Raw genomic sequence first — 25,213 nt, 5'->3', positions numbered from 1 at the left:
CCATGACCACCACTTCAGGCTCCCTCGCTTCCTCCCGTTCGCTGGCGTACATCGCGCTGTTCGCGGCGCTGATGGCGGTGTTCGGCCTGATCCCCAAGATCGACCTGCCCTTCGGCGTGCCGATCACGCTGCAGTCGCTGGGCGTGATGCTCGCGGGCAGCCTGCTCGGGCCGCGCCGGGGCTTCCTGGCCATCGCGCTGTTCCTGCTGGCGGTGGCGCTGGGCCTGCCGCTGCTGCCCGGCGGCCGTGGCGGCTTGAGCGTGTTCGTGGCGCCGGCCGGCGGCTTCCTGTTCGGCTGGATGTTCGGCGCCTTCGCCTGCGGCCTGCTGATGCGCCTGGCCGTGCGTCGCATCGGCGGCGCGACGGGCCCTGCGTTGCTGGCGGCGGCGTTTCTCTCGGCGCTGGCCGGCGGGATCGGTGTGGTCTACGCCTTCGGCATCGTCGGGCTCTCGCTGATCGCGCACATGTCGCTGTCGCAGGCTGCGCTGGCGATGCTGGTGTTCATTCCGGGCGACCTCATCAAGTGCGGCATCTGCGCGATGCTCGTGCAGACGGTGATGCGCGGCATGCCGGGCTGGCGGCTGGACCGCGACTGAGCTCTTTCAGGCCCCGCCGCCGMGCGTGAAGACGGTGGCCGAGAGGTAGTCCTTGCGCGGGCCCTGCACCACGTGGCGGATGGTGAAGGAGCCGTCGGGCAGGAAGCGGTAGCTGCTGTCGTAGGTGTCGGGCGCGCACAGGTGCCTGGCCGAACCGGCGAGCGCATCGCCGTCGTGCACGATGGCGATGGCATGGAACAGGCGCGGCGGCGTCTCGGCGAAATGCACCTCGAAGCCGCCTGGGGTGCGTTCGAAGATGTATTCGCGGTGCCCGTCGAACTCCTTGCCGTCGGCCAGGCGGATGCGGCCTTCCTCGCGGTACTTCAGCATTCCCTCGGCTTCCAGCGGCGTGAACCTGGCGACGCCGCTCATGGTGGCCTGGCCCTCGATGGTGCGCTGCAGGCGCCATTCGCCCGCCAGCCGGTCGAACACGGCGTCGGGGCTTCCCCAGAGGGACGGATACGGTGAAAGGGCGGCGGCCGGTTCGCTCATGCGGGGGACTCTACGACAGGCGGTGATCTGCTTGCTTGGCGGTCGATTGTTTCCATGGTGTGAACACCGCGGTTCCATTGTCTAAGGGTTTTTACTTAGATAACGGCGCACAATTCTTCCCATGGACCAGCCCTTCAGCTGATCCAGACCAAGAAACAAGAACCGAACCAATTGAAGGACACATCCAAATGACCGCCTCGAAGCTCCTCTCCGCCGTTTCCCTCGCCCTGCTGGCCGCCGCCGGCGTTGCCCACGCCGAAACCTACGAGGGTGTGCACCCGCTTACAGCGGCCGCCAGCCGCGCCGACGTCGCCGGCCAGGCCGTGGTCGCCGCGCACAGCGCCAACCCGTACGCCACCGGTGCCAGCGCCGGCCCGGCCCAAGCGATCGTCTCGACGGCCAGCCGCTCCGCCGTTCGCGCCGAAGCCGTGGCCGCCGCCCGCAGCGGTGACCCGTATGCCGAAGGCGCTTCGTCCGGCGTGGCCCCGATCGTGGCCAGCTCGGTGGATCGCGCCGCGGTTCGCGCCGCAGCCCGCGCTGCCGCCCACGGCGACGCACTGCCGCTGTAATCCGCTGCAGAGCTGAAGACAGACAGAAGGCCGGGCCATGCGGAATGCATGGCCCGGCCTTTTTGCGTCTGCCCGGATCAGCGTGCGGGCAGCAGCCGCAGTGCGGCGATAAGGACGGGCACGCCGGTGTCGTCAGCCGCGTCGCGCAGCTCGACCGACCACTGTGGGGCATCGAACCCGACGTCCGCGCGCAGTTCGCAGACATAGAGCACCCGTCCGTCGCGCGTCTCCTCGCACGAGGCGATGGCTTCGCAGCAGCATTCGCCAGCCGCATCGACGGTGCGGTGCAGCATCAGGCGCATGGCGATGCGCTCCGGCGCCACCGTGCGCTCGCCTTCCCGCGCAGCCGGTACCGTCGCGCGCAGGCGCAGCGCCAGCGGCTCGCCGGGGCGGAAGCCTTCTCCGCGCTCCAGCGACATGTTCTCCAGCGCCACCCGCACCCGGCGGCGCTCGCGCAGCCGGATGACGACGGCCATCACCGCTAGCACCGAGAAGACGCCGAAGAACGGCAGCCCCACCAGCATCCAGAGCCAATGCCAGGCGCCGGCCAATGACCAGCGCATCGCCTGCAGGCCGAACACCGCCATGAAGACCAGCACCGCGAGCGCGACCAGCCATGCAAGCCAGTCGGCCGCCGGCTTCGGCACGCGCTCCATGGCCTGCGGCATGGCGGAGGTCCACGCTCCGGGCAAGGGTTCCTCGAAGGGCGGGACTGGAAGGTGTTGCTGGGGCATGAAGAGCCGCCGAGCATAGCCAGCCGCATCGCAGGCCGTCCGGCCGGGCCGCCTTCGCCTTTCGGCGCATTGCCTTGCCCGGAGGCATCCTTCATGATGGTGCGGTGCGAAAGGGTGGCCCAGGACATCATGCTTTCGCATTACTGCGCCATGGTGGTGCGCCCGGGTGAAAATACCAGCACGCTTCCGCCAGGAAAAAAGAAAGCATGACCCGCTGCCGCCGAGGCGACAGCACAACACGCATGGCACTCACTCTCGACCCAGAAGACACGCGCGGACGCATCCACGACCTGGTGTGGAGCGGCTTTTATCCCGATGCCGATGTCGAGTGGATGATCACCGACGAGTACCTCGACCCCGACGAGCTTACCTACGAGGACCGCGCCTGGGTCAAGGCCGAGGCCGCCCGCGCATGCGCCGCCAAGCGCGCCGCCGAAGCCGAATGGCCCGAGCAGACCGAGTACGACCGGCTCGAGGCCGTGTTCGCCCAGTTGCGCGGCGAGAAAATCATCGCGCTGCACCGCGCGGGCAACACGCTCGCCGACGGCCACGACGACGTGCGCGAGCAATGGCGTGCCGCGGGCCGCATGGAATCCGGCATCCGGGGCTGCTGCTTCTATCACGCGCAGGATCTCGAACGGGCGGTGCGCACCGGCCGCCTGCACCTGGCCTTCAGCGGCGGGATGATTCCCGAGATCGAGCAGCGCGAAGCCAACACCATGGCCGTGGGCCGCCGCATCGTCGAGCTGCTGCGCGCGGCCGGCTTCGGCGTGCAGTGGAGCGGCAACATCGACGAGCGCATCGAAGCCGACCTCGGCCAATGGCGCAAGCGAGGCCCCTCCGCGTGAGCGTGCAGGCCTGGCAGCCGCCGCGCCGCATCGACGCGATCGACTTCTGGCTGCGCTCGCGGCTCCTGGCCGCCGCCCACGCACTGTGCGAGACGCTGCGGCCCTCGGCCCGCCGGTGGACCGAAGGCGGCAATGCGCTGGCCGATGCGCCCGTGCTCGCCCACTACCGCACACCCTTGTGGACCGACGGCCGCTCCGACGAGTTTCCGCTCGTGGCCGGCAAGGTGCAGAACCTGCGCATCGCGCGCCGCGCCTTCGATGCCGTCGAAGTGCCGGCCGGCGAGGTGTTGAGCTTCTGGCGGCAGCTGGGCAGGCCCGCCGCATGGCGCGGCTTCGTGCAGGGCCGCGAGCTGCGCGGCGGCTGCGTGGTGCCGACGCTGGCCGGCGGGCTGTGCCAGTTGTCGAATGCGCTGGCGACAGCGGCGTCGCGCGCGGGCTTCGAGCTGGTGGAGCGGCACGGGCACACGGCGCGCATCGAGCAGGCCGGCGCGGCCGACGGTGACGCGGTCGATGCGACGGTGTTCTGGAACTACGTCGATCTCAAGCTGCGCGCAAAGCATGCGTGGCGGCTCGAAGTGGAATTGACCGATAGCGAACTGGTGTTGCGCATCCGCGCGCGTTCTCCGCTGGCGGCACCGGCCGCTCCTGTGGTGCTGCGCCGAACGAATGACGCAGGCGCGGTATTGCCGCTGGCGCGCGGTTGCCTGAGCTGCGAACAGATCAGGTGCTTTCGTCATCGTCCGCAGGTCGACGTCGGACCCAAGGGCCGCGCCGCCGTGCTGGTCGATGGCTGGACGCCGGAGTTCGCCCGCTACCTGCGCGAGAAGCATCCACACGCGCAGCGCCTGCAGCCGGCGCCGCTGCGGCTTGCGTTCTGGCGTCTGCCCGCGACGGGCTGGCACCGTGAGACGGGGGTGCCCGCGCAGACACTGTGGGCCGTGAGCCTGCGCCGCGCGCTGTGGCAGCGACTCTGGGCGCGGCATGCAGGCCGGAGGCAGGCGAGCCTGATCGACGGCCAACGCTGGCTCGCGCAAGCCTTGGCAAGCCGCCTGACGCCGGAGCACACCGAACTGGTGGTCGAGCAGGCACTGCTGCCGCACCTGCAGCGCATCGGTGCGCTCGACGGGCGCCGCGTTGCCGTGCTGGCCAGCACGTTGCCGATGGCCGAAATCGAACAGCGGCTCGATGCCGCGGCCCGGCACTGGCCCGGTGACGGAACGCTGCGCGACTTCCGCGCAGATCCGTCGCTGGTGCGCGCCGAGACGCTGGCGCTCGCACGTGCGACTGCCATGGTCACGCCGCATGCGGAGGTCGCACGGCAGCTTGCGAAGTCGGCACCGCAAGCAGCATTGACGCAGCTCGACTGGATGCTGCCCTCGGTCAAAGCCATTGCGACCATCGAACGCAAGGGATCGCCACTTGTCGTGTTCGCCGCAAGCGCACTGGCACGCAAGGGCGCGCGCGAACTTGCCGCGGCGCTGCAAGGCTGGCCGTACCGGCTGCGCGTGCTGGGCTCGCCTTCGGATGACGCGCAGCTCTGGCGCGGCATCGCGCACGTCGAACACATGAACTGGCAAGGCGACTGGCTGGCCGGCGCCAGCGTCGTCGTGCTGCCCGCGCACGTCGAGCACGCACCACGCGCGGTGCTGCGCGCTGTGGCAGCCGGGGTGCCCGTGGTGGCCTCGACCGCATGCGGCCTCGCAGGCTTGACCGGCGTGCGCGAGGTAGCACCGGGCGACGTCGAGGCCCTGCGCGCCGCGTTGCAGGCTGCCTGCATTGCCTGAACGGAGAGGACGGATGGCATCGATCGAACAGGCCCGCGCGGCGCTGGCTTCCCATGGCGCGCTGGCGCCGCAATCCGCCGCCGAGCATTGGCGCGGAGAGATCCCGCTGCCGGCCGCCATCGAAACCTTCTACGCACAGGTTGGCCCGCTTGGCGAGTGGATCAACGACCGCGTGGGCCATGCGGGGCTCACGGTTTCGACCGCTGGTAACCCCTTCGGCATTCCGGCGCTCGCGCGCCTGTGGGATCTGCAGGCCGGCTACCGCTGGCACGGCATCACCGGCGAGCGCATTGCCGACTGGCCCGATCACTGGCTGGTGGTGGCCGACCAGGGCGCGGACCCCTTCATCTTCGACCTGACCACAGGCGCGATACAGTTCGCCCGGCATGGCGAGGGTATGTGGAAAGACGATGCGCCGATCTTTGCCGACATCCTCGTGATGGCAGCGTGCCTCGGCACTATCGGCCAAGTGTGGGACGAGGCGGGCGAGGACATCTTCATGGACGACGATTCCGTCAACCGGGTGCACCGCGTGCGCCTGATCGAGCGGCTCACTCCGCTGATTGGCGCCAGCGAGGCCGGCGACATCGCGGACCTGTTCGACTGGTAGTCAGCTGGCGCGGCGCAGGAAAAAACAACACGGGAGCAGCACTTCAATGACCATCGACCTCCAGACGCTCAAGTGCGGCGAATGCGGCAGCAGCGTGCTCAAGCGCACCGGCCTCAACGAATACACCTGCGAGCACTGCGGTTCCGTCACGCTGGTGGAAGACAACGTCTCCGACCGGCTGGAGCGCGTGCTCAACCAGGTGAAGAACGAGGCCGGCCGACGCCTCGCGGCCGAAGAGGCGCGCAGGCAGGCGCTCATGATGCGCAAGGTCGGCATCGGGGTGGCCATCGCGGTGGGCGCGGCGGTGCTCTTCGGCGTGGTGGGCGCCTTCCTCGGGGGCCGCAATGCCGACACGCGCGGCGCTGCGCAGCGTGTGGCGGCCACTGCCGACCGCACCATTCCCGTCGACGGACTCAAGCTCGACGAGCCGCGGCAGGTGCTCGTGGGCAGCGGAAGCTCGGCCAGCCCCAAGCTGCTGGTGGTGGCGCGCAACGAGACGGGCAAGCCGCTGTCGCGCGCAGGCATCCGCGCCGTGTACTACGACGGCGAGAGCAAGCTCGACGAACGCGGCGAGACGCTTCCGGTGGCCGTGCTCGAGCCCGGCGAGAGCGCTCCCCTGCTGATCGACATGCCCAGCGGCAAGAACGTCACGCGCCAGGAGTTGCGCGTGCAGAAGCTGGCCGGGCCCTACAGCGCGGTGAAGGGGCCGCGCATGGCGTTCTCGCGCGTGCGGCTGGTGCAGCAGGGCGACCGGGTGCGGCTGGTGGGGCGCATCGTCAACGACCGCAAGGACGCTACCGTGCTCGGCGGCTTCGAGGTGCTGGCCACGCTGTACGACGACGCGGGGCAGGTGATCGGCTTCGGCCATGGCTACGGGCAGGCCAACGAGATCCAGCCCGGCGGGCGGACCTCGGTGGATGTGAGCATCGCGCGCTTCGGCCGCGCGGCGGCCATCGCGGCGTGGGACTACCGCATCGGCTACAGCATCGTCGAGGCCTCGGGCGGACGCACGCCGGTGCTGAACGCCGACCGCGTGATCCGCACCGCGGGCGGCCCGGAAGGCTTCAACCCCGAACTGCGCCTGGGCACCGAAGACCTGCTGGCCGACGACAGCGAGCGCTTCGACGACAAGCAGCTCGAGCTGCTGCCGCTGGTGGACGGGCGCAACAACATCCAGCAGCGGCTCTTCCTGGGCGAGCTGGTCAACCGCAGCACCGATGCCGTCGTGCTCGCGCCGGGCGGCGTGATCTCGCGCTTCAGCGGCAGCAAGGCGCATGGCACTACAACGATCTCGGGGCTGGCCTACCTGTACCCCGGCGAGCGCTTTCCGATCTACCTGGAGCCGCAGGACATGGAGCGCTTCACCGACACGCGCATCGAGTGGAAGCCGATGCGCCGCGCCGCCTTGCCGGGCCCGCGCAAGCCGCTGGAGGTGAAGGTGACGGGCACCAAGGCCGAGATCGGCAGCGTCCTGCTCAACTTCAGCCAGCGCTTCTCCTACAAGTACGTGGTGGTCAGCGGCAGCGTGAAGAACCCGGGCACGAGCATCGTCGGCAAGGTGAAGTTGTGGGTGAGCCTGCGCGACCGCAACGGGCAGCTCACGGGCTTCAAGCTCGTGGACAACCTGCCGGCCATCGCGCCGGGCGAGAGCGTGCCCTTCCAGGCGAGCGTGGAGCAGAACGGCCGCGACTTCGCGAGCGTGACCACGCTATACCAAACCGAATAGCCCCTGAGGCGACGGAAATGGGCGGTTCGCGCCATGATCGCGCCCATGATTCCGTTCTCCATCCTCGACCTTTCCCCGATCACCGAGGGCAGCGATGCCGCGCAGTCGTTCCGCAACTCGCTCTCGCTGGCGCAGCACGGCGAGAAGCTGGGCTACACGCGCTACTGGCTGGCCGAGCACCACGGAATGCCGGGCATCGCGAGCGCGGCCACCGCCGTGCTGCTGGCCTACGTGGGGGCGGGCACATCCACCATCCGCATCGGCGCCGGCGGCGTGATGCTGCCGAACCACTCGCCGCTGGTGATTGCCGAGCAGTTCGGCACGCTCGAATCGCTCTACCCGGGGCGTGTGGACCTCGGCCTGGGGCGTGCGCCGGGCTCCGACCAGCGCACCGCGCGGGCGCTGCGGCGCAACCTGGAGTCGGACGCCGACCAGTTCCCGCAGGACGTGATCGAGCTGATGGACTTCATGTCGAAGACGCCGCAGCAGCCGGTGCGAGCCGTGCCCGGCGCGGGGCTCGAGGTGCCGGTGTGGATCCTCGGTTCCAGCACCTTCGGCGCGCAACTCGCCGCGCATCTGGGGCTGCCCTACGCATTCGCTTCGCACTTCGCGCCCCAGCAGATCATGCAGGCCATCCAGATCTACCGCGAGACCTTCAAGCCATCTGCCCAGCTGCAGAAGCCGTACGTGATGCTGGGCTTCAACGTGTTCGCGGCCGATACCGATGAAGAGGCCGAGTTCCGCGCCACCTCGTGGCAGCAGGCCTTCGTGAACCTGCGCAGCGGGCGGCCGGGGCGCCTGCCGCCGCCAGTGCAAAACTATCGGCAGAAGGTCGGCCCGGCGGAGAACGCGCTGCTCGACTCGGTGCTGTCGTGCTCGGCGGTCGGCTCGGTCGAGACGGTGAAGAAGGGCGTGGAAGCCTTCGTCGCGCGCACCGGCGCCGACGAACTCATGATCACCTCGCAGGTGTTCGACCATGTCGCCCGGCTGCGCTCGTACGAGCTGCTGGCCGAGGCGTTTCGCTAGGCTCGCCCCCAGGCTTCGCGCACTTCGTGTCGCGCGCGCCTTCCCCCTACCGGGGGCAACACCTGAGGCCCGGCAAAGCCGGTTCCTCGGTGTTCCACGAAAAAGCGGGGCGCGGCTGCTACGCCGCCCGCTTGCGGGCTTCCTCGTCGACGAGGTCTTTCTTCGAGAGCTTGCCCACCGGCGTCTTGGGCAGCTCGGCGCGGATCTCCAGCGCGCCGATCATCTCGTGCTTGCCCAGGCGGTTCTTCAAGAATGACTTGAGCGCGTCGAGCGTCAGTTCGGGCGCGCCTTCTTTCAGCTTCACGAAGGCTTTCGGCGACTGGCCGCGGTACTCGTCGGGAATGCCGATCACGCAGACCTCGGCCACCGAGGGGTGCTCGTACACCGCTTCTTCCAGCACGCGCGGATAGACGTTGTAGCCGCCGCACAGCAGCATGTCCTTGGTACGGTCGACGATGTAGAGGTAGCCGTCGGAATCCATCTTCGCCACGTCGCCGCTGCGGAAGTAGCCGTCGGGCGTCATCGAATCGGCCGTGGCCTCGGGGTTGTTCCAGTAGCCCTTCATCACGTTGGGGCCCTTGATGCAGAGCTCGCCCGCTTCGCCGAAGGCGGCGACGTCCTTCGAGGGATCGTCCAGGCTCACGAGCTTGATGCGCACCTGCGGCAGCGGCATGCCGCAGGAGCCCGCCTTGCGCAGGCCGCGCGCGGGCGTGAAGGTGCCCACGGGCGAGGTCTCGGTCATGCCCCAGCCCTCGTTGAGGTGGCAGCCGGTGAGCTCGAAGAAGCGCTGCTCCACCTCCACCGGCAGCGGCGCGCCGCCCGAGCCGCAGAACTTGAGCGAGCGCAGGTCCATCTCCCCGGCCTTGGGGTGCGAGAGGATCGCGGTGTACATCGTCGGCACGCCGGGGAACACGCTGATGCGGCTGGCGGCGAGCTCGTTCATCACCGCGTCGACGTCGAAGCGCGTGTGCAGCACCAGCGCCGCGCCCAGGCGCACGCCGAGCAGCATCGCGGCGCTGAGCGCGAAGATGTGGAAGAGCGGCAGCACCACCAGGAAGCGCTCCTTGCCTTCCTCCAGGATGGGCGGCTCGCCCCGGGTCGATTCGTAGTACTGCGCCGAGGCGGAAGTCAGGTTGGCGTGGGTGAGCATCGCCCCCTTGGGCAGGCCGGTGGTGCCGCCGGTGTACTGCAGCACCACGATCTCTTCGGCGAGGTCGCCCAGCGGATAGGTCTTGTGCGTGCCTTCGCTTTTCAGCAGATCGGTGAAGCGCACATGCCGGTCGTCCACGGGCACGGGGGCGATCTGGCCGGCGCCCTGCAGCTGGGCCTGCACCTTGTCGCCCATGGCGCCGTAGTCGCCGAGGCTGCCGACCACCAGCGTCTTCAGGCGCGAGTTGTCGAGCAGGCGCGCCATCTGCGGGTAGAGGTTGACGAGGTCGAGCGTGACGAGGATGTCGGTCCGGCTGTCCTCGATCTTGTGGGCCAGCACGCGTTCGGCGTCCAGCGGCGAGTAGTTGACCACCGTGCCGCCGGCCTTCAGCACCGCGAAGAAGGCGATCGGGTAGTGCGGCGTGTTCGGCAGGTAGAGGCCGACGTGCACGCCGGGCTTCACGCCCAGGTCCTGCAGGCCCTTGGCGGCACGCTCGACGGCGGCTCCGAGCTCGCGATAAGTGATGACTTGGCCCATGAACTCCACGGCGGAACGATCGGGCCAGCGCTCGACGGCTTCGTCGAGCATCTGCTGAACCGGCTTCACGGGCAGTTCGGCGTCCCAGCGCATGCCCTCGGGGTAGGCGCGTGTCCAGGGGAGGGTGTCGCCGGCATTCGCGGCGGTGGAAGGTGTGGCCATGCGTCTTGTCTCCGCTTGCGGTTGTCTCGTGAATGGCGTGGCGGGTCTTGCTGCCGCCTTCGTCCGGAATCACTTTAGCGCCGGCCCTCCCGTCGATGGCCTTCGGGCTGACAAACCGGCGACACGGGTTTTCCCGATTTCCCACACGCCGCAGGCCCCTTGCGCGGGGCTGGGACAATAGGGGGCTTATGGCAAAGCATCGGATCGTTGTGGGACTCAGCGGCGGAGTGGACTCCGCGGTGACGGCGCACCTGCTCAAACAGCAGGGGCACGAGGTGGTCGGCATCTTCATGAAGAACTGGGAAGACGACGACGACAGCGAATATTGCTCGTCCAACATCGACTTCGTGGACGCCGCCAGCGTGGCCGACGTGCTGGGCATCGAGATCGAGCACGTCAATTTCGCGGCCGACTACAAGGATCGCGTGTTCGCCGAGTTCCTGCGCGAGTACAAGGCCGGCCGCACGCCCAACCCCGACGTGCTGTGCAACGCCGAGATCAAGTTCAAGGCCTTCCTCGACCACGCCATGCGGCTGGGCGCCGAGAAGATCGCCACCGGGCACTACGCCCGCGTGCGGCTGAACGAGGCCACCGGCGGGCACGAACTGCTCAAGGGGCTCGATCCGTCGAAGGACCAGAGCTACTTTCTGCACCGCCTGAACCAGGCGCAGTTGTCGAAGACGCTGTTCCCCGTGGGCGAGCTGCACAAGACCGAGGTGCGCCGCATCGCCGAGGAAATCGGCCTGCCCAACGCGAAGAAGAAGGATTCGACCGGCATCTGCTTCATCGGCGAGCGGCCGTTCCGCGAGTTCCTGAACCGTTACATCTCCAAGGAGCCGGGCCCGATCAAGGACGACCGCGGCCGCAAGCTGGGCGAGCACCAGGGGCTGAGCTTCTACACGCTCGGACAGCGGCAGGGGCTGGGCATCGGCGGCGTGAAGGAAAAGGGCGCACAGCGCGGCTCGGGCGACCATTCGCCGTGGTTCGTGGCGCGCAAGGATGTCGAGAAGAACACGCTGTGGGTGGTGCAGGGGCATGACCATCCGTGGCTGCTGTCGTCGGAACTGAAGGCGGACGACGCGAGCTGGATCGCCGGTGAGGCGCCGGTGCCGGGCGCCTATGGCTCGAAGGCACGTTATCGGCAGGCCGATGCGGCCTGCGAGATGGACGCGGTGGAGGGTGGGGCGAACCCTGCCGTCTTCGGGCTGCGCTTCGGCGACGCGCAATGGGCGGTGACGCCGGGGCAGTCGGCGGTGCTCTATGACGGCGAGCGCTGTCTGGGCGGCGGCGTCATCGTCTGACGAAGCTTTTCGATTCAGGGCGCTGATCGCACCGAGTCGTCGACGTAAACCACGTCGAGCGGGTGCCGCTTGCCGGCCAAGTGGTCTTCCACGCACTGGAGCAGCAGCGGGCTGCGGTGCCGCGCCACGCTCGCGCGGATCTCGTCGACCGTCATCCAGACGGTGCGCACGATGCCTTCGTCGAGCGGGCGGCCTTCCTCGAACTTGCCCAGCATGCCAGTGAAGGCGAAGCGCATGTAGGTGGTGTCTTCGCCGCGCTCCGCCAGTGGACGCGAGCGGGCCATATAGATGCCGATGAGCGCAGTTGGCGTGAAATGATGGGCGGTTTCTTCCAGGGTCTCGCGCGCGCAGCCTTCAGCCGGTGACTCGCCAGGGTCGAGATGGCCAGCTGGCGTGTTGAGGCGGAGGCCGTCGGGGGTCTGCTCCTCGACCAGCAGGAAATGCCCTTCGCGCTCGATCACCGCAGCGACGGTGACATTGGGCTTCCAGCGCGGAGTTGTCATCTTTTGGGTCTCTTACTTCAGTACATAGCCGCTGAAGCGCCAGACGCGGTCCTGGTCCAGGTGGAAGCTGACGAGTTCGCGCACCGTGCCGTCGGGCTTGTTCGAGAAGCGGGTTTCGTACTCGACGCTGATGTACTGGCCGGCGGTGTCGGCGTCGGGGTCGGCGACGACCTGCCGGTTGACCGCCACCCAGGTGCGCATCTGGGGTGCCCCGATGGGCGCCCGGCTTCGGCTGACCTGGCTGGTGAAGTCGGCGCGGGTGACGCGCTTGCGGGTGGCGGGCGTGGCGCCGTCCCACAGCTCACCGATGCGGCCCTGGTCGATCATCTGGATCGCCAGCATGCCGCCGCGCACCATGTCGCTGGCTTCGACTTCTTCCGCGGCAGCGGCTGGACCCAGCCAGCTCAAGAGCAATGTGATGGCAAGCAGCAGCCGGATCATCGGATTCATTCGTCTCGTTCCTTGGTGCGGTGCGCGCATGTCGCAAGCCGTTGGAGAGACTACTGTAGCTCGCCCGGAATTCCGGACTCAGCGCGCGCCGACTACTCCGGGCAACAGCAGCGCATCGGCATCGATGGTTTCGAGCCGGTAGCCCAGGCCGTAGATGGCCAGCAGCAGGAAGCCGTTGGCCGGACGCAGGTCCAGCTTGGTCCGCAGGCGCGAGATGTGGGTGTCGAGCGAGCGCGAGAGCGCCTCGATGCCGAGGCCCCAGACAGCCTCGTGCAGATGCTCCCGCGACAGCAGCCTGCCGAGGTTCTGGAACAGGAAGAGCGCGAGTTCGTATTCACGATTCTTCAGTTCTACCTGTACGCCGCGCACCTTGAGCACGCGCGAGGGCGGATAGAAGTGATAGGGGCCGAAGATCAGCTCGGTTTCGTGCTGGGCCGGGTAGGAGCGGCGCAGCAGCGCATTGACGCGGGCCTCGAGCTCGCCCGCGCGGGCGGGCCTGGCCATGAAGTCGTCGGCACCGGCGTTGAGGCCCTCGACCATGTCGGCCTCGCCGGGTTTGTCGGCGACGAAAAGAATGGGGAGCCGGCTGTTGAGATCCCCGCGGATGGTTGCGACCACCTCGGGACCCTTCATGTCAGGGAGATTCCAGCCGAGTATCAGCAGGTCGAAGGTCTGGCGGCGCATGGCCTGCAGCAGCGCCTTTCCCTCCGTGTATGGATGGCACTCGTGTTCGAGCGCCGTCATCGTTCGATGGATCTGCTTGAATTGATCTACACCGTCGTCGAGTACCGCGATTCGCATTCCAGCCCCTTTTTTCCTCCCTTCGTCAGCTTCCGTGAACTGGCGATTGATTGAGGGGAAGTGTATCTATCTGCGACTAAGGTAAAGTTTTTGAGATTGCAACTAATGCACGCAATTCACCTGTTTCTGAAGGCCTGTTAACGAAATTGAGTGCAGTTGGATACAAATGGAGATTTTGCTCAGCGAGCGTCCGCCGAACCGGCGTCGGTGTCCTTGCCATGGCAATCCGCTCGGCGCGGAGGGCAAAAGTATTCCATCTGTTCTCGCCGGACTCTAGCGAATACCCGAATTAGCTATCAATTGGATAGCTGAAGTTATAGTATCCATAAGCTCTTCAACGCTTTGTGATGAAAACGACAGAGCGCTCCGGCGACAGTGATCGGCTGTAATCTTGCTGTAAGCTGCCGGCACATTCCCCCTGTGCCCCTTGCTCTGAGGAGATCTCTATGCTGATAGGCGTGCCCGCCGAGACACTGGCAGGCGAAACCCGCGTGGCTGTTACACCCGAGACGGTGAAGAAACTGGTTGCCTCAGGGCACACCGTACGGGTGCAGGCGGGGGCGGGCGTGGCCGCCAGCGTCACCGACGGCGCCTACCAGACCGCGGGGGCCGAGATCACCGATCAGGCGGGCGCCTTCTGCGCCGACATGGTCCTCAAGGTGCGCACGCCCACCGATGCGGAAACCGCGCTGCTCAAATCGGGCGCCGTCGTCATCGGCATGCTCAACCCCTTCGACGCGGCCGGCCTGCAGCGCCTGGCCGCCGCCGGCGTCACCGGCTTCGCGCTCGAGGCAGCCCCCCGCACCACCCGCGCCCAGAGCATGGACGTGCTCAGCTCGCAGGCCAACATCGCCGGCTACAAGGCCGTGATGATCGCGGCGGACAAGTACCAGCGCTTCTTCCCCATGCTCATGACCGCGGCCGGCACCGTGAAGGCCGCACGCGTCGTCATCCTGGGCGTGGGCGTCGCGGGCCTGCAGGCCATCGCCACCGCCAAGCGGCTGGGCGCGGTCATCGAGGCGTCCGACGTGCGCCCCAGCGTCAAGGAGCAGATCGAGTCGCTGGGCGGCAAGTTCATCGACGTGCCCTACGAGACCCAGGAAGAGAAAGACGCGGCCGAGGGCGTCGGCGGCTATGCCCGCCCGATGCCCGCGAGCTGGCTCACGCGCCAGCAGGCCGAGGTCGCCAAGCGCGTGGCGCTGGCGGACGTGGTCATCAGCACCGCGCTCATTCCAGGACGTGCCGCACCCACCCTCATCACGGAGGACATGGTCAAGTCCATGAAGCCGGGCTCCGTCATCGTGGACATCGCGGCCGGCAAAGGGCCCGAGGGTGTAGGCGGCAACTGCCCGCTGTCCGAGGCCGACAGGACCGTCGTGAAGCACGGCGTGACCATCGTGGGCGAGACCAACCTCGCCGCGCTGGTGGCGGCCGACGCCTCGGCGCTGTATGCACGCAACGTGCTCGACTTCCTCAAGCTCATCGTCACCAAGGAGGGCGCGCTGAAGATCGACCTCGAGGACGACATCGTCGCCGCCTGCCGCGTCACCCACGACGGCCAGGTCACGAAGAAATAACGAAACAAGCAACGCCCGTCGAGGAGAAGAACATGGACATCGTCTCTCACACAGTCATCAACCTGATCATCTTCGTGCTGGCCATCTACGTGGGCTACCACGTCGTGTGGACCGTCACGCCCGCGCTGCACACGCCGCTGATGGCCGTGACCAACGCCATCTCGGCCATCGTGATCGTGGGTGCCATGCTGGCGGCCGCGCTCACCGACACGCCCCTGGGCAAGACCATGGGCGTGCTGGCCGTGGCGCTGGCCGCGGTGAACGTCTTCGGCGGCTTCCTCGTCACGAGGCGCATGCTGGAGATGTTCAAGAAGAAGGACAGGAAGGCCGCACCGAAGGCTGAAGAGGGAGCCGCCAAGTGAGCATGAACCTCGTCACGCTGCTGTACCTCGTCGCCAGCATCTGCTTCATCCAGGCCCTGAAGGGCCTGAGCCATCCCACCACCTCCATCCGCGGCAACATCTTCGGCATGACCGGCATGGCCATTGCCGTGCTGACCACCGGGGCGCTGATCTACAAGCTCGCCAGCGGCAATCTCGGCGGCCTGGGCTACGTGCTGGTTGCGCTGGTGCTCGGCGGCGGCCTGGGCGCCTACATGGCCAACAAGGTCGAGATGACCAAGATGCCCGAGCTGGTCGCCTTCATGCACAGCATGATCGGCCTGGCGGCGGTGTTCATCGCGGTGGCCGCCGTGGCCGAGCCGCATGCCTTCGGCATCGCGCTCAAGGGCGACCCGATTCCGGGCGGTAACCGGCTGGAACTCTTCCTGGGGGCGGCCATTGGCGCCATCACCTTCAGCGGCTCCGTCATCGCCTTCGGCAAGCTCTCGGGCAAGTACAAGTTCCGCCTGTTCCAGGGCGCGCCCGTGCAGTTCGCGGGCCAGCACATGCTCAACCTCGTGCTGGGCCTGGCGACCATCGGCTTGGGGCTGCTGTTCGTTTTCACCGAAAGCTGGCCGGCCTTCTTCGCGATGCTGGCGCTGGCCTTCGTGATGGGCGTGCTCATCATCATCCCGATCGGCGGGGCGGACATGCCGGTGGTGGTGTCGATGCTCAACAGCTACTCGGGCTGGGCGGCCGCGGGCATCGGCTTCAGCCTGAACAACGCGATGCTGATCGTGGCGGGCTCGCTGGTGGGCTCCTCGGGCGCCATCCTGAGCTACATCATGTGCAAGGCCATGAACCGCTCGTTCTTCAACGTGATCCTGGGCGGCTTCGGCGGCGAGGCCGCCACCACCGGCGGCGCGGCCAAGGAGCAGCGGCCGGTGAAGACCGGCAGCGCCGACGACGCGGCCTTCGTGCTCGGCAATGCCGAGACGGTGGTGATCGTGCCGGGCTATGGCCTCGCGGTGGCGCGTGCCCAGCACGCGGTGAAGGAGCTCGCGCAGAAGCTCGTGGAGAAGGGCATCACCGTGAAGTACGCCATCCACCCGGTGGCGGGCCGCATGCCCGGCCACATGAACGTGCTGCTGGCCGAGGCCGAGGTGCCCTACGACCAGGTGTTCGAGATGGAGGACATCAACGGTGAGTTCGGCCAGGCCGACGTGGCGATCATCCTGGGCGCCAACGACGTGGTGAACCCGGCTGCCCACACCAAGGGCAGCCCGATCTACGGCATGCCGATCCTGGAGGCCTACAAGGCCAAGACCGTCATCGTGAACAAGCGATCCATGGCCGCGGGCTACGCCGGCCTGGACAACGAACTCTTCTACATGGACAAGACAATGATGGTCTTTGGCGATGCCAAAAAAGTAGTGGAAGATATGGGCAAGGCCATCGAATAGGCCGAAGGTCCCCGTCCGCTCAGCGGATGAGCTCTTCGCGGCGCCACTTCGTGCGCCGTTTTCGTTTTCAACAGTCCGACTCCCGGAGGAGACAAATCCAATGACCGATCGTCCCTGGCTCAGCAGCTATCCGCAGGGTGTGCCTGCCGATATCGATGCCTCGCAGTACCCCTCGCTGGTCGCGCTCATGGAGGAAAGCTTCACCAAGTACGCCGACCGCACGGCCTACAGCTTCATGGGCAAGGACATCAGCTACGGCGAGACCGACAGGCAGAGCAAGTCCTTTGCCGGCTACCTGCAGAGCCTGGGCCTCGCCAAGGGCGACCGCGTCGCGGTGATGATGCCCAACTGCCCGCAGTACCCGATCGCGGTCGCGGGCATCCTGCGCGCGGGCCTCATCCTGGTCAACGTCAATCCGCTGTACACGCCGCGCGAGCTGGAGCACCAGCTCAAGGACTCCGGCGCGAAGGCCATCGTCATCATGGAGAACTTCGGCACCACACTGCAGCAATGCATCGCGGCCACGCCGGTCAAGCACATCGTGCTGGCCTCCATGGGCGACCGCCTCGGCTTTCTGAAGGGTGCGCTCGTCAACTACGTGGTGCGCAGCGTCAAGAAGATGGTGCCTGCCTTCAGCCTGCCGGGCGCGGTGCGTTTCAACGACGCGCTCGACAAGGGCGCGGGTGCTCCGCCCAAGCCCGTGGCCATCGGCCCCGACGACGTGGCGGTGCTGCAGTACACCGGCGGCACCACCGGCGTGTCGAAGGGCGCGGTGCTCCTGCATCGCAACGTGATCGCCAACGTGCTGCAGTCCGAAGCGTGGAACGAGCCGGTCATGAACAAGGTGCCGGCCAACGAGCAGCCCACCGGCGTGTGCGCGCTGCCGCTGTATCACATCTTCGCGTTCACGGTCGGCATGATGCTGAGCATGCGCACGGGCGGCAAGCTGATCCTGATCCCGAATCCGCGCGACATTCCCGGCGTGCTGAAGGAGCTGTCGAAGCACACCATCCACAGCTTCCCGGCCGTCAACACGCTCTTCAACGGGCTGGCGAACCACCCCGACTTCAACACCGTCAACTGGAAGAACCTGAAGGTCTCGGTCGGCGGCGGCATGGCGGTGCAGGCCGCGGTGGCGAAGCTCTGGCTCGAGAAGACCGGCTGCCCGATCTGCGAGGGCTACGGCCTGTCCGAGACCTCGCCCTCTGCCACCTGCAACCCGACCAACAGCACGGCCTACACCGGCACCATCGGCTTGCCGCTGCCGAGCACCTGGCTCAAGCTGCTCGACGACGACGGCAACGAGGTGCCCGTCGGCGAACGCGGCGAGATCGCCATCAAGGGCCCGCAGGTGATGGCCGGCTACTGGCAGCGCCCCGACGAGACCGCGAAGGTCATGACGGCCGACGGCTACTTCAAGAGCGGCGACATCGGCGTGGTCGACGAGCGCGGCTACTTCAAGGTGGTCGACCGCAAGAAGGACATGATCCTGGTGTCGGGCTTCAATGTGTACCCGAACGAGATCGAGGACGTGGTCGCACTGATTCCGGGCGTGCTCGAATGCGCGGCGGTCGGGGTGCCCGACGACAAGACCGGCGAGGCCGTGAAGCTCGTGATCGTCAAGAAAGACCCTTCGCTCACGGAGGCGCAGGTGCGCGAATACTGCAGAGCAAACCTTACGGGTTACAAGCAGCCGCGCATCGTAGAGTTTCGTACCGACATGCCGAAGACGCCGGTCGGGAAAATCCTTCGCCGCGAACTGCGCGACGCGAAGAAGTAGGCACAGAAGTAAGGGTTCGGCCCGGGTGGGGCCGAGGCATCGATCTTGCATATTCGCGGGTCGATGCTCAGGTTTGCCTTTACCCGTTTGAGTCTGTTGGTGCCGACCTTCTTCGGCATGACACTGCTCGCTTTCTTCCTCATCCGGCTGGTGCCGGGCGACCCCATCGAGACGATGGCCGGCGAGCGCGGCATCGACCCCGCGCGCCATGCCGAACTTCGCACCGCCTACGGCTTCGACAAGCCGGTGATCGTGCAGTACGGCATCTACATCGCCCGCGTGCTGCACGGCGATCTCGGCAAGTCGATCATCACGCAGGACACGGTGATGAGCGAGTTCCTCTCGCTCTTTCCGGCGACCGTCGAGCTTGCGGTGTGCGCCATTCTTTTCGCGCTGCTGCTCGGGCTTCCGGCCGGCATCCTCGCGGCGGTGCGGCGCAACTCCATCTTCGATCATGGCGTGATGGCCACTTCGCTCACCGGCTACTCGATGCCGATCTTCTGGTGGGGGCTGCTGCTGATCCTGTTCTTTTCGGTGCAGCTCGGATGGACGCCCGTGTCAGGGCGCATCGCGGTGCAGTACTACATCGAGCCGGAGACAGGCTTCCTGCTGATCGACTCGCTGCGCGCCGGCGACACCGGCGCATTCTGGTCGGCGCTGCATCACCTGATACTGCCGGCCGTCGTGCTCGGCACCGTGCCGCTCGCGGTGATCGCGCGCATGACGCGTTCGGCCATGCTCGAGGTGCTCGGCGAGGACTACATCCGCACCGCGCGCGCCAAGGGTCTTTCGCGCTTTCGCGTGGTCGGGTTGCACGCGTTGCGCAATGCGCTCATTCCGGTGGTGACGGTGATCGGCCTGCAGGTGGGCGTGCTGTTCACGGGCGCGATCCTCACCGAAACCATCTTCTCCTGGCCCGGCGTCGGCAAGTGGCTCATCGAGGCCATCGGCCGGCGCGACTACCCGGTGCTGCAGGGCGGCATGCTGCTGCTCGGCGGCATCGTGATGCTGGTCAACCTTCTCGTAGACGTGGCGTACGGCGTCATCAACCCGCGGATCAGGAAATGACCCTCAGGCTGCGTGCACTTCGTGCCGCTAGGCCAACCCCCTTGCAGGGGGCAACACCAGCGGCCCGGCAGAGCCGGTTGCGCGGCGTTCCGGAAATAGGCCGCGCGTGCAGTCAGCGCGTGCAGGGAAACTGATTTCGTGATGACACAGACAATTGCTTCCGGTGCGGGCACCGCACCCCCCGGCCCCTGGCGCGAGTTCTGGACGGCCTTCTCGGCCAACCGGGGCGCGGTCATCGGGCTCGCCACCATCGTCTTGCTGCTCCTGGTCGCGCTGTTCGCGCCGTGGATCGCGCCGCACGCACCGAACGAGACCAACAGCGCCGTCTTCCTGCAGCCGCCGGCGTGGCAGAAGGGCGGCTCCATGAGCAACCTGCTGGGCACCGACGCCATCGGCCGCGACATTCTTTCGCGGCTCATGTACGGCGCGCGGCTGTCGCTTTCGATCGGCGTCGCGGTGGTGGCGCTTTCTGTGGTCGCGGGCGTGGTGCTCGGGCTCATCGCGGGCTTCTTCCGCGGCGTGCTCGAGATCGCGATCATGCGGCTGATGGACATCGTGCTCACGCTGCCCAGCCTGCTGCTGGCCATCGTGATCGTCGCGATCCTCGGGCCGGGGCTCGTCAATGCGATGCTCGCCGTGGCCATCGTGGTGCTGCCGCACTACGTGCGCATCACGCGCGCCGCCGTCATCGCCGAGGTCTCGCGCGACTACGTGACCGCCGCGCGCGTGAGCGGCGCCGGCACGCTGCGGCTGATGTTCCGCGAGGTGTTGCCCAACTGCGCCGCGCCGCTGATCGTGCAGGCCTCGCTCGGCATCTCCACCGCCATCCTCGATGCGGCGGCGCTCGGCTTCCTCGGGCTCGGTGCACAGCCGCCTTCGCCCGAGTGGGGAACCATGCTGGCCGATGCGCGGGAGTTCGTGCTGCGCGCGTGGTGGGTCGTCACCTTCCCGGGCATGGCGATCCTCGCGGCGGTGCTGGCTTTCAATCTTCTGGGTGACGGGCTGCGCGATGCGCTCGATCCGAAGCTCAAGCGCTGAAGCAAAGGAAGGAAGAAAAGATGCCTTTGCTTGACATCAAGGATCTGCACGTCGAGTTTCCCACTCAAGGCGGCGTGCTGCATGCGGTCGACGGCGTGAGCCTCACGCTCGAGGAAGGCGAGGTGCTCGGTATCGTCGGCGAATCGGGCTCGGGCAAGAGCGTCACGATGATGGCGCTGATGGGCCTCGTCGGCTTCCCAGGCCGCGTGCGAGCCGATCACATGCGCTTCGCGGGCAAGGACCTGCTCGGCATTTCCGACAAGGCGCGCCGCGCGCTGGTCGGCAAGGAAGTCGCGATGATCTTCCAGGAGCCGACCACCAGCCTCAACCCCTGCTTCACCGTCGGCTTCCAGCTGATGGAGACGCTGCGGCTGCACCTGAAGCTCGACAAGCGCGAAGCGAAGAAGCGCGCGACCGAGCTGCTGGAGCAGGTGGGCATCCCGGCCGCGTCGTCGCGCCTGGGCAGCTATCCGCACCAGCTCTCGGGCGGCATGAACCAGCGCGTGATGATCGCGATGGCCATCGCCTGCAACCCGCGCCTGCTGATCGCCGACGAGCCCACCACCGCGCTCGACGTGACCATCCAGGCGCAGATCCTCGACCTGCTGCGCGACCTGCAGAAGGAGCGCGGCATGGCGCTGGTGCTCATCACGCACAACATGGGCGTGGTCAGCGAGATGGCGCAGCGCATTGCCGTGATGTACGCGGGGCAGGTGATGGAGCACCAGCGCGTCGACCGCCTCTTCGCGTCGCCGCAGCATCCCTACACCGAGGCGCTGCTCGCGGCGCTGCCCGAGCGCGCCGCGCCCGAGGGGCGCCTTGCCACCATCAGCGGCGTGGTGCCCGGCGTGCACGACCGACCCGCCGGCTGCCTGTTCGCGCCGCGCTGCGGCTACGTTACCGAGCGCGCCTGCCAGGTGCGGCCGGCGCTGCGCGAGTCGAACGGGGCCGAGGTGCGCTGCCACTTTCCGCTCGGTGATCAGGGCCGCGCGCAAGCCATCGCGAGCGATCCGCCGAAGCAGCGGGCGGCGGAGGTCGCGGCATGAGCGAGGCCTCGACCAACGCATCGGCCACCGAAGTGGTCGTCGAGGCGAAGAACCTCCAGCGCACCTACGACATCCGCCGCGGGCTGTTCCGCGCGCCTTCGCACTTGCGCGCGGTGGGAGACATCTCCTTCCGAATCGAGCGCGGCCGCACGCTGGCAGTGGTCGGCGAATCGGGCTGCGGCAAGTCGACGCTGGCGCGCATGGTTGCGCTGATCGAGAAGCCGACGGCGGGCCAGCTCACGCTGGTCGGCGCGGACGCGGTGAGTCCGCCGCCGGAGCGCAGGCGCGAGCTGCGCAAGGCCGTGCAGCTGGTGTTCCAGAACCCGTACGGCTCGCTCAATCCGCGCAAGAAGATCGCGACGGTGCTCGAAGACCCGCTGGCCATCAACACCGCCTTGAGCAAGCAGGAGCGTGCCGCGAAGGCGCGCGACATGCTCGCGCGCGTGGGCCTGCGGCCCGAGTACGCCAACCGCTATCCGCACATGTTCTCCGGCGGCCAGCGCCAGCGCATCGCCATCGCGCGCGCGCTGATGCTGAGCCCGCGCCTGCTGGTGGCCGACGAGCCGGTGTCGGCGCTCGACGTGTCGATACAGGCGCAGGTGCTGAACCTGCTGGCCGACCTGCAGGCCGAGCTGGGCCTGGCGTATCTCTTCATCTCGCACGACCTCGGCGTGGTGCGGCACATCGCGCACGACGTGCTCGTGATGTACCTCGGCCATGCGGTGGAGCAGGGGCCGAAATCGCGCATCTTCTCGCGGCCGCTGCATCCGTACACGCAGGCGCTCCTGGCTTCCACGCCGGGGCTCAGCAGCCAGCGCATCGTGCTCAAGGGCGAGCTGCCGTCGCCGCTGAATCCGCCTTCGGGCTGCGTGTTCAGCACGCGCTGCCCGCACGTGGAGCAGCGCTGCCGCGAGGAGCGGCCGCTGCTGCGCGTGCTCGACGAGCGGCAGGTGGCCTGCCATTTCTCGGAGAAGTTCCTCGAAGGCGCGCCGCTGGTGCGCGCCGACGTTCCGCCCGCCGCCTCCATCGCGATGGCGACGAATCCCTAGCGTTCCCTCAGTTCCCGTGTCGTTCTCGCAGTTCTTTCAACCGTGTATCAAGGAGTCCACATGAAGACCCAGCCCACCGTTTCGCGCCGCTCACGAAGCCTGGCGCTCCTGGCACCTGCAGCGCTCGCAGCCCTTACCCTGGCCTGCGGCGCGGTGTCCGCCAAGACGCTGGTTTATTGCTCGGAGGGCAGCCCCGAGAATTTCTATCCGGGGATGAACACCACCGGCACCTCGTTCGACGTGACCACGCAGGTCTACAACACCATCGTCGAGTTCGAGCGCGGCGGCACCAAGGTCGTGCCGGGCCTGGCCGAGAAGTGGGACATCTCCGCCGACGGCACGGTGTACACCTTCCACCTGCGCAAGGGCGTGAAGTGGCACAACACGAGCAAGAGCTTCAAGCCCACGCGCGACTTCAACGCCGACGACTTCATCTTCATGCTGGAGCGGCAGTGGAAGGAGAGCGATCCCTTCTTCAAGGTCACAAGCCAGAACCACTCCTACTTCAACGACATGGGCATGCCCAAGCTGCTGAAGACGGTGGACCGCATCGACGACTACACAGTGAAGATCGTGCTGAACCAGCCCGAGGCACCTTTCCTCGCGAACCTGGCGATGCAGTACGCGGGCATCCAGTCGAAGGAATACGCCATTGCCATGCTGAAGGCGGGCACGCCCGAGAAGGTCGACCAGGACCCGATCGGCACCGGCCCCTTCTACCTCGTGCAGTACCAGAAGGACGCGATCATCCGCTTCAAGGCCTTCCCGCAGTACTGGGGCGGCAAGGCGAAGATCGACGACCTCGTGTTCGCGATCACGCCCGATGCCTCGGTGCGCTGGGCCAAGCTGCAGAAAGGCGAGTGCCATGTCATGCCGTACCCGAACCCGGCCGACCTCGACGCGATCCGCAAGGACCCGAACGTGCAGCTGCTGGAGCAGCCGGGCCTGAACGTGGGCTACCTCTCGTACAACACGACGAAGAAGCCCTTCGACGACGTGCGCGTGCGCAAGGCCATCAACATGGCGATCAACAAGAAGGCCATCATCGACGGCGTGTACCTCTCGACCGGCGTGGCCGCGAAGAACCCGATCCCGCCGACCATGTGGTCCTACAACGACGCAGTGAAGGACGACCCGTACGACCCCGAAGCCGCCAGGAAGCTGCTGGCGCAGGCCGGCTACCCCGACGGCTTCTCGACCGACCTGTGGGCCATGCCGGTGCAGCGCCCGTACAACCCGAACGCCAAGCGCATCGCCGAGCTGATGCAGGCCGACCTCGCCAAGATCAACGTCAAGGCCGAGATCAAGAGCTTCGAGTGGGGCGAGTACCGCAAGCGCCTGCAGGCCGGCGAGCACCAGATGGGCATGCTGGGCTGGACCGGCGACAACGGCGACCCGGACAACTTCCTCTACACGCTGCTGGGCTGCGCCTCGGCGAAATCGGCCAGCGGCAGCAACATCTCGAAGTTCTGCTACCAGCCGTATGAAGACCTCGTGGTGAAGGCCAAGAGCGCGACCAAGCAGTCCGAGCGCGACGCGCTCTACAAGAAGGCCCAGCTGATCTTCAAGGAGCAGGCGCCGTGGTTCACCATCGCGCATGCGGTGCAGCTGAAGCCGGTGCGCAAGGAAGTCGTCGACTTCAAGCTGAGCCCGTTCGGTCGCCACACCTTCTACGGTGTGGATATCAAGTAAACCCCCAGGCTTCGCGCACTTCGTGTCGCTACGCCAACCCCCTTGCAGGGGGCAACACCAGAGGCCCGGCAAAGCCGGTTCCTCGGTGTTCTTGAAAGAGAAATGTCTTGAACTCTGTGTCGCTTGCGCCCATCGCCATCGTCGCTGCGATGCACGAGGAGCTGGGCGCGCTGCTCGCGCTGATGCCCGACGAGCAGCGCGTGCGCGTCGCGGGCCGCGACTTCTGGGTGGGCCATCTGCATGGCCGGCCGGTGGTCGCGGTGCTGTCGCGCATCGGCAAGGTCGCGGCGGCGATCACGGCCACGGTGCTGCTGGAGCGCTTCGGTGCGCGGGCCATCGTGTTCACGGGCGTCGCGGGCGGGCTTGCGCCTGGCGTGAACGTCGGCGACGTGGTGGTTGCGACCCAGCTGCTGCAGCACGACCTCGATGCCTCGCCGATCTTTCCGAAATACGAAGTGCCGCTGATGGGCCTGTCGCGCTTCGCGGCCGATGAGGCCATCGGCGATGCGCTTGCGACGGTCGCGCGGGAGACGCTGCGCGACCCGGTGGCGCTTGTGGGGAGGGAGGCCATCGCCGAGTTCGGCCTTCATTCGCCGAAGGTGCATCGCGGCCTGCTGGTGAGCGGCGACCGTTTTGTCTCGACCACCGCCGAGAGCGCGGCGCTTCAGCGCGCCTTGCCCGATGCGCTCGCGGTCGAGATGGAGGGCGCCTCCGTGGCGCAGGTGTGTCACGACTACGGCGTGCCTTTCGCGGCCATGCGCACGATCTCCGATCGCGCCGACGATGCCGCGCACGGCGACTTCTCGCGCTTCGTCGCCGCGGTGGCGTGCCGCTACAGCCTCGCTCTGGTGGACGCGTGGCTGGCTTCGCTGCCGGCCGAGACCAGCTGAG

Annotated in this window: 24 protein-coding genes; 18 read left to right on the top strand and 6 right to left on the bottom strand. The window is 67.3% G+C overall.

All coding sequences use genetic code 11. The annotated features are described in order from the left end of the window. Window positions 1-2 precede the first annotated feature (2 nt). Entirely contained in the window at window positions 3-596 is a 594-nt protein-coding gene (locus tag QMO14_RS00815; protein ID WP_301503704.1) for a biotin transporter BioY, read from the top strand. 6 nt (window positions 597-602) lie between these two features. On the opposite strand, the gene QMO14_RS00810 is transcribed toward QMO14_RS00815, so the two are convergent. Continuing rightward, window positions 603-1,088 (bottom strand): DUF6314 family protein, encoded by a 486-nt coding sequence (locus QMO14_RS00810; RefSeq protein WP_301503703.1) that lies wholly within the window; start codon window positions 1,086-1,088, stop codon window positions 603-605. 188 nt (window positions 1,089-1,276) lie between these two features. Between QMO14_RS00810 and QMO14_RS00805 the strand changes: the two genes are divergently transcribed. Next, the gene (locus tag QMO14_RS00805; protein WP_301503702.1) at window positions 1,277-1,657 is read left to right on the top strand and encodes a helicase SNF2; all 381 of its coding nucleotides are present in this window, start codon (window positions 1,277-1,279) and stop codon (window positions 1,655-1,657) included. A gap of 77 nt (window positions 1,658-1,734) precedes the next feature. Here the strand turns inward: QMO14_RS00805 and QMO14_RS00800 are convergent, their stop codons facing one another. Next, the gene (locus QMO14_RS00800) at window positions 1,735-2,391 is read right to left on the bottom strand and encodes a hypothetical protein (RefSeq protein ID WP_301503701.1); all 657 of its coding nucleotides are present in this window, start codon (window positions 2,389-2,391) and stop codon (window positions 1,735-1,737) included. A 242-nt stretch (window positions 2,392-2,633) separates the two neighbouring features. On the opposite strand from QMO14_RS00800, the gene QMO14_RS00795 reads away from it, so the two are divergent. The 5 genes from QMO14_RS00795 to QMO14_RS00775 are packed head-to-tail and all read left to right on the top strand — an operon-like array spanning window position 2,634 to window position 8,385. Next, the gene (locus QMO14_RS00795) at window positions 2,634-3,239 is read left to right on the top strand and encodes a hypothetical protein (RefSeq protein WP_301503700.1); all 606 of its coding nucleotides are present in this window, start codon (window positions 2,634-2,636) and stop codon (window positions 3,237-3,239) included. Continuing rightward, entirely contained in the window at window positions 3,236-5,023 is a 1,788-nt protein-coding gene (locus QMO14_RS00790) for a VanW family protein (RefSeq protein WP_301503699.1), read from the top strand. Before QMO14_RS00795 ends, QMO14_RS00790 begins: the two co-directional genes overlap by 4 nt. A 13-nt stretch (window positions 5,024-5,036) precedes the next feature. After that, window positions 5,037-5,633 carry a hypothetical protein gene (locus QMO14_RS00785; protein ID WP_301503698.1) on the top strand — a complete coding sequence of 199 codons (597 nt, stop codon included), beginning with the start codon at window positions 5,037-5,039 and terminating at the stop codon, window positions 5,631-5,633. A gap of 46 nt (window positions 5,634-5,679) precedes the next feature. Beyond that, on the top strand, window positions 5,680-7,359 hold the full coding sequence (locus tag QMO14_RS00780) for an FxLYD domain-containing protein (protein ID WP_301503697.1): 1,680 nt from the start codon (window positions 5,680-5,682) through the stop codon (window positions 7,357-7,359). 45 nt (window positions 7,360-7,404) lie between these two features. Next, complete coding sequence (locus tag QMO14_RS00775; protein WP_301503898.1) at window positions 7,405-8,385, top strand: LLM class flavin-dependent oxidoreductase; 981 nt, start codon at window positions 7,405-7,407, stop codon at window positions 8,383-8,385. Window positions 8,386-8,503: 118 nt separating this feature from the next. On the opposite strand, the gene QMO14_RS00770 is transcribed toward QMO14_RS00775, so the two are convergent. Next, window positions 8,504-10,234 (bottom strand): long-chain fatty acid--CoA ligase, encoded by a 1,731-nt coding sequence (locus tag QMO14_RS00770; protein ID WP_301503696.1) that lies wholly within the window; start codon window positions 10,232-10,234, stop codon window positions 8,504-8,506. A 188-nt stretch (window positions 10,235-10,422) separates the two neighbouring features. On the opposite strand from QMO14_RS00770, the gene mnmA reads away from it, so the two are divergent. After that, window positions 10,423-11,535 carry a tRNA 2-thiouridine(34) synthase MnmA gene (gene mnmA / locus QMO14_RS00765; RefSeq protein WP_301503695.1) on the top strand — a complete coding sequence of 371 codons (1,113 nt, stop codon included), beginning with the start codon at window positions 10,423-10,425 and terminating at the stop codon, window positions 11,533-11,535. A gap of 14 nt (window positions 11,536-11,549) precedes the next feature. On the opposite strand, the gene QMO14_RS00760 is transcribed toward mnmA, so the two are convergent. From QMO14_RS00760 to QMO14_RS00750, 3 genes are all read right to left on the bottom strand, one after another. Beyond that, complete coding sequence (locus QMO14_RS00760) at window positions 11,550-12,038, bottom strand: NUDIX hydrolase (RefSeq protein WP_301503694.1); 489 nt, start codon at window positions 12,036-12,038, stop codon at window positions 11,550-11,552. 12 nt (window positions 12,039-12,050) lie between these two features. Continuing rightward, window positions 12,051-12,488: a DUF4019 domain-containing protein gene (locus QMO14_RS00755; protein ID WP_301503693.1), complete on the bottom strand. Its 438-nt coding sequence runs from the start codon at window positions 12,486-12,488 to the stop codon at window positions 12,051-12,053. 78 nt (window positions 12,489-12,566) lie between these two features. Beyond that, complete coding sequence (locus QMO14_RS00750; RefSeq protein ID WP_301503692.1) at window positions 12,567-13,289, bottom strand: response regulator transcription factor; 723 nt, start codon at window positions 13,287-13,289, stop codon at window positions 12,567-12,569. A gap of 446 nt (window positions 13,290-13,735) precedes the next feature. On the opposite strand from QMO14_RS00750, the gene QMO14_RS00745 reads away from it, so the two are divergent. From QMO14_RS00745 to QMO14_RS00700, 10 genes are all read left to right on the top strand, one after another. Continuing rightward, window positions 13,736-14,866 carry a Re/Si-specific NAD(P)(+) transhydrogenase subunit alpha gene (locus QMO14_RS00745; RefSeq protein ID WP_301503691.1) on the top strand — a complete coding sequence of 377 codons (1,131 nt, stop codon included), beginning with the start codon at window positions 13,736-13,738 and terminating at the stop codon, window positions 14,864-14,866. Window positions 14,867-14,898: 32 nt separating this feature from the next. Then, window positions 14,899-15,228 (top strand): NAD(P) transhydrogenase subunit alpha, encoded by a 330-nt coding sequence (locus QMO14_RS00740; RefSeq protein ID WP_301503690.1) that lies wholly within the window; start codon window positions 14,899-14,901, stop codon window positions 15,226-15,228. Further along, window positions 15,225-16,649, top strand: a complete 1,425-nt coding sequence (locus QMO14_RS00735) for an NAD(P)(+) transhydrogenase (Re/Si-specific) subunit beta (protein ID WP_301503689.1) — start codon at window positions 15,225-15,227, stop codon at window positions 16,647-16,649. The genes QMO14_RS00740 and QMO14_RS00735 overlap by 4 nt, the downstream gene beginning before the upstream one ends. Window positions 16,650-16,749: 100 nt before the next feature. Then, complete coding sequence (locus QMO14_RS00730; protein WP_301503688.1) at window positions 16,750-18,429, top strand: long-chain-fatty-acid--CoA ligase; 1,680 nt, start codon at window positions 16,750-16,752, stop codon at window positions 18,427-18,429. 63 nt (window positions 18,430-18,492) lie between these two features. After that, entirely contained in the window at window positions 18,493-19,497 is a 1,005-nt protein-coding gene (locus QMO14_RS00725) for an ABC transporter permease subunit (RefSeq protein ID WP_301503687.1), read from the top strand. A gap of 141 nt (window positions 19,498-19,638) precedes the next feature. Further along, window positions 19,639-20,535 (top strand): ABC transporter permease subunit, encoded by an 897-nt coding sequence (locus QMO14_RS00720; protein ID WP_301503686.1) that lies wholly within the window; start codon window positions 19,639-19,641, stop codon window positions 20,533-20,535. 20 nt (window positions 20,536-20,555) lie between these two features. Then, a complete protein-coding gene (locus QMO14_RS00715) occupies window positions 20,556-21,581 on the top strand; it encodes an ABC transporter ATP-binding protein (RefSeq protein ID WP_301503685.1) in 1,026 nt (341 codons plus the stop codon). Then, the gene (locus QMO14_RS00710) at window positions 21,578-22,630 is read left to right on the top strand and encodes a dipeptide ABC transporter ATP-binding protein (RefSeq protein ID WP_301503684.1); all 1,053 of its coding nucleotides are present in this window, start codon (window positions 21,578-21,580) and stop codon (window positions 22,628-22,630) included. Before QMO14_RS00715 ends, QMO14_RS00710 begins: the two co-directional genes overlap by 4 nt. 60 nt (window positions 22,631-22,690) lie before the next feature. Continuing rightward, on the top strand, window positions 22,691-24,322 hold the full coding sequence (locus QMO14_RS00705) for an ABC transporter substrate-binding protein (RefSeq protein WP_301503683.1): 1,632 nt from the start codon (window positions 22,691-22,693) through the stop codon (window positions 24,320-24,322). Between the two features lie 107 nt (window positions 24,323-24,429). Then, complete coding sequence (locus QMO14_RS00700; RefSeq protein ID WP_301503682.1) at window positions 24,430-25,212, top strand: 5'-methylthioadenosine/adenosylhomocysteine nucleosidase; 783 nt, start codon at window positions 24,430-24,432, stop codon at window positions 25,210-25,212. Window position 25,213 lies beyond the last annotated feature (1 nt).

Origin of the sequence: Variovorax sp. CAN15, assembly GCF_030462475.1 — a bacterium.
Classification (GTDB): domain Bacteria; phylum Pseudomonadota; class Gammaproteobacteria; order Burkholderiales; family Burkholderiaceae_C; genus Variovorax.
This window is presented reverse-complemented; position numbering and strand designations above follow the sequence as displayed.

Bases quoted from the DNA above. Each gene is read 5' to 3' on its own strand.
- QMO14_RS00815 (WP_301503704.1), top strand. From the start codon at position 3: ATGACCACCACTTCAGGCTCCCTCGCTTCCTCCCGTTCGCTGGCGTAC.
- QMO14_RS00805 (WP_301503702.1), top strand. From the start codon at position 1,277: ATGACCGCCTCGAAGCTCCTCTCCGCCGTTTCCCTCGCCCTGCTGGCC.
- QMO14_RS00800 (WP_301503701.1), bottom strand. From the start codon at position 2,391: ATGCCCCAGCAACACCTTCCAGTCCCGCCCTTCGAGGAACCCTTGCCC.
- QMO14_RS00795 (WP_301503700.1), top strand. From the start codon at position 2,634: ATGGCACTCACTCTCGACCCAGAAGACACGCGCGGACGCATCCACGAC.
- QMO14_RS00785 (WP_301503698.1), top strand. From the start codon at position 5,037: ATGGCATCGATCGAACAGGCCCGCGCGGCGCTGGCTTCCCATGGCGCG.
- QMO14_RS00780 (WP_301503697.1), top strand. From the start codon at position 5,680: ATGACCATCGACCTCCAGACGCTCAAGTGCGGCGAATGCGGCAGCAGC.
- QMO14_RS00775 (WP_301503898.1), top strand. From the start codon at position 7,405: ATGATTCCGTTCTCCATCCTCGACCTTTCCCCGATCACCGAGGGCAGC.
- QMO14_RS00770 (WP_301503696.1), bottom strand. From the start codon at position 10,234: ATGGCCACACCTTCCACCGCCGCGAATGCCGGCGACACCCTCCCCTGG.
- mnmA (WP_301503695.1), top strand. From the start codon at position 10,423: ATGGCAAAGCATCGGATCGTTGTGGGACTCAGCGGCGGAGTGGACTCC.
- QMO14_RS00760 (WP_301503694.1), bottom strand. From the start codon at position 12,038: ATGACAACTCCGCGCTGGAAGCCCAATGTCACCGTCGCTGCGGTGATC.
- QMO14_RS00755 (WP_301503693.1), bottom strand. From the start codon at position 12,488: ATGAATCCGATGATCCGGCTGCTGCTTGCCATCACATTGCTCTTGAGC.
- QMO14_RS00750 (WP_301503692.1), bottom strand. From the start codon at position 13,289: ATGCGAATCGCGGTACTCGACGACGGTGTAGATCAATTCAAGCAGATC.
- QMO14_RS00745 (WP_301503691.1), top strand. From the start codon at position 13,736: ATGCTGATAGGCGTGCCCGCCGAGACACTGGCAGGCGAAACCCGCGTG.
- QMO14_RS00740 (WP_301503690.1), top strand. From the start codon at position 14,899: ATGGACATCGTCTCTCACACAGTCATCAACCTGATCATCTTCGTGCTG.
- QMO14_RS00730 (WP_301503688.1), top strand. From the start codon at position 16,750: ATGACCGATCGTCCCTGGCTCAGCAGCTATCCGCAGGGTGTGCCTGCC.
- QMO14_RS00725 (WP_301503687.1), top strand. From the start codon at position 18,493: ATGCTCAGGTTTGCCTTTACCCGTTTGAGTCTGTTGGTGCCGACCTTC.
- QMO14_RS00720 (WP_301503686.1), top strand. From the start codon at position 19,639: ATGACACAGACAATTGCTTCCGGTGCGGGCACCGCACCCCCCGGCCCC.
- QMO14_RS00715 (WP_301503685.1), top strand. From the start codon at position 20,556: ATGCCTTTGCTTGACATCAAGGATCTGCACGTCGAGTTTCCCACTCAA.
- QMO14_RS00710 (WP_301503684.1), top strand. From the start codon at position 21,578: ATGAGCGAGGCCTCGACCAACGCATCGGCCACCGAAGTGGTCGTCGAG.
- QMO14_RS00705 (WP_301503683.1), top strand. From the start codon at position 22,691: ATGAAGACCCAGCCCACCGTTTCGCGCCGCTCACGAAGCCTGGCGCTC.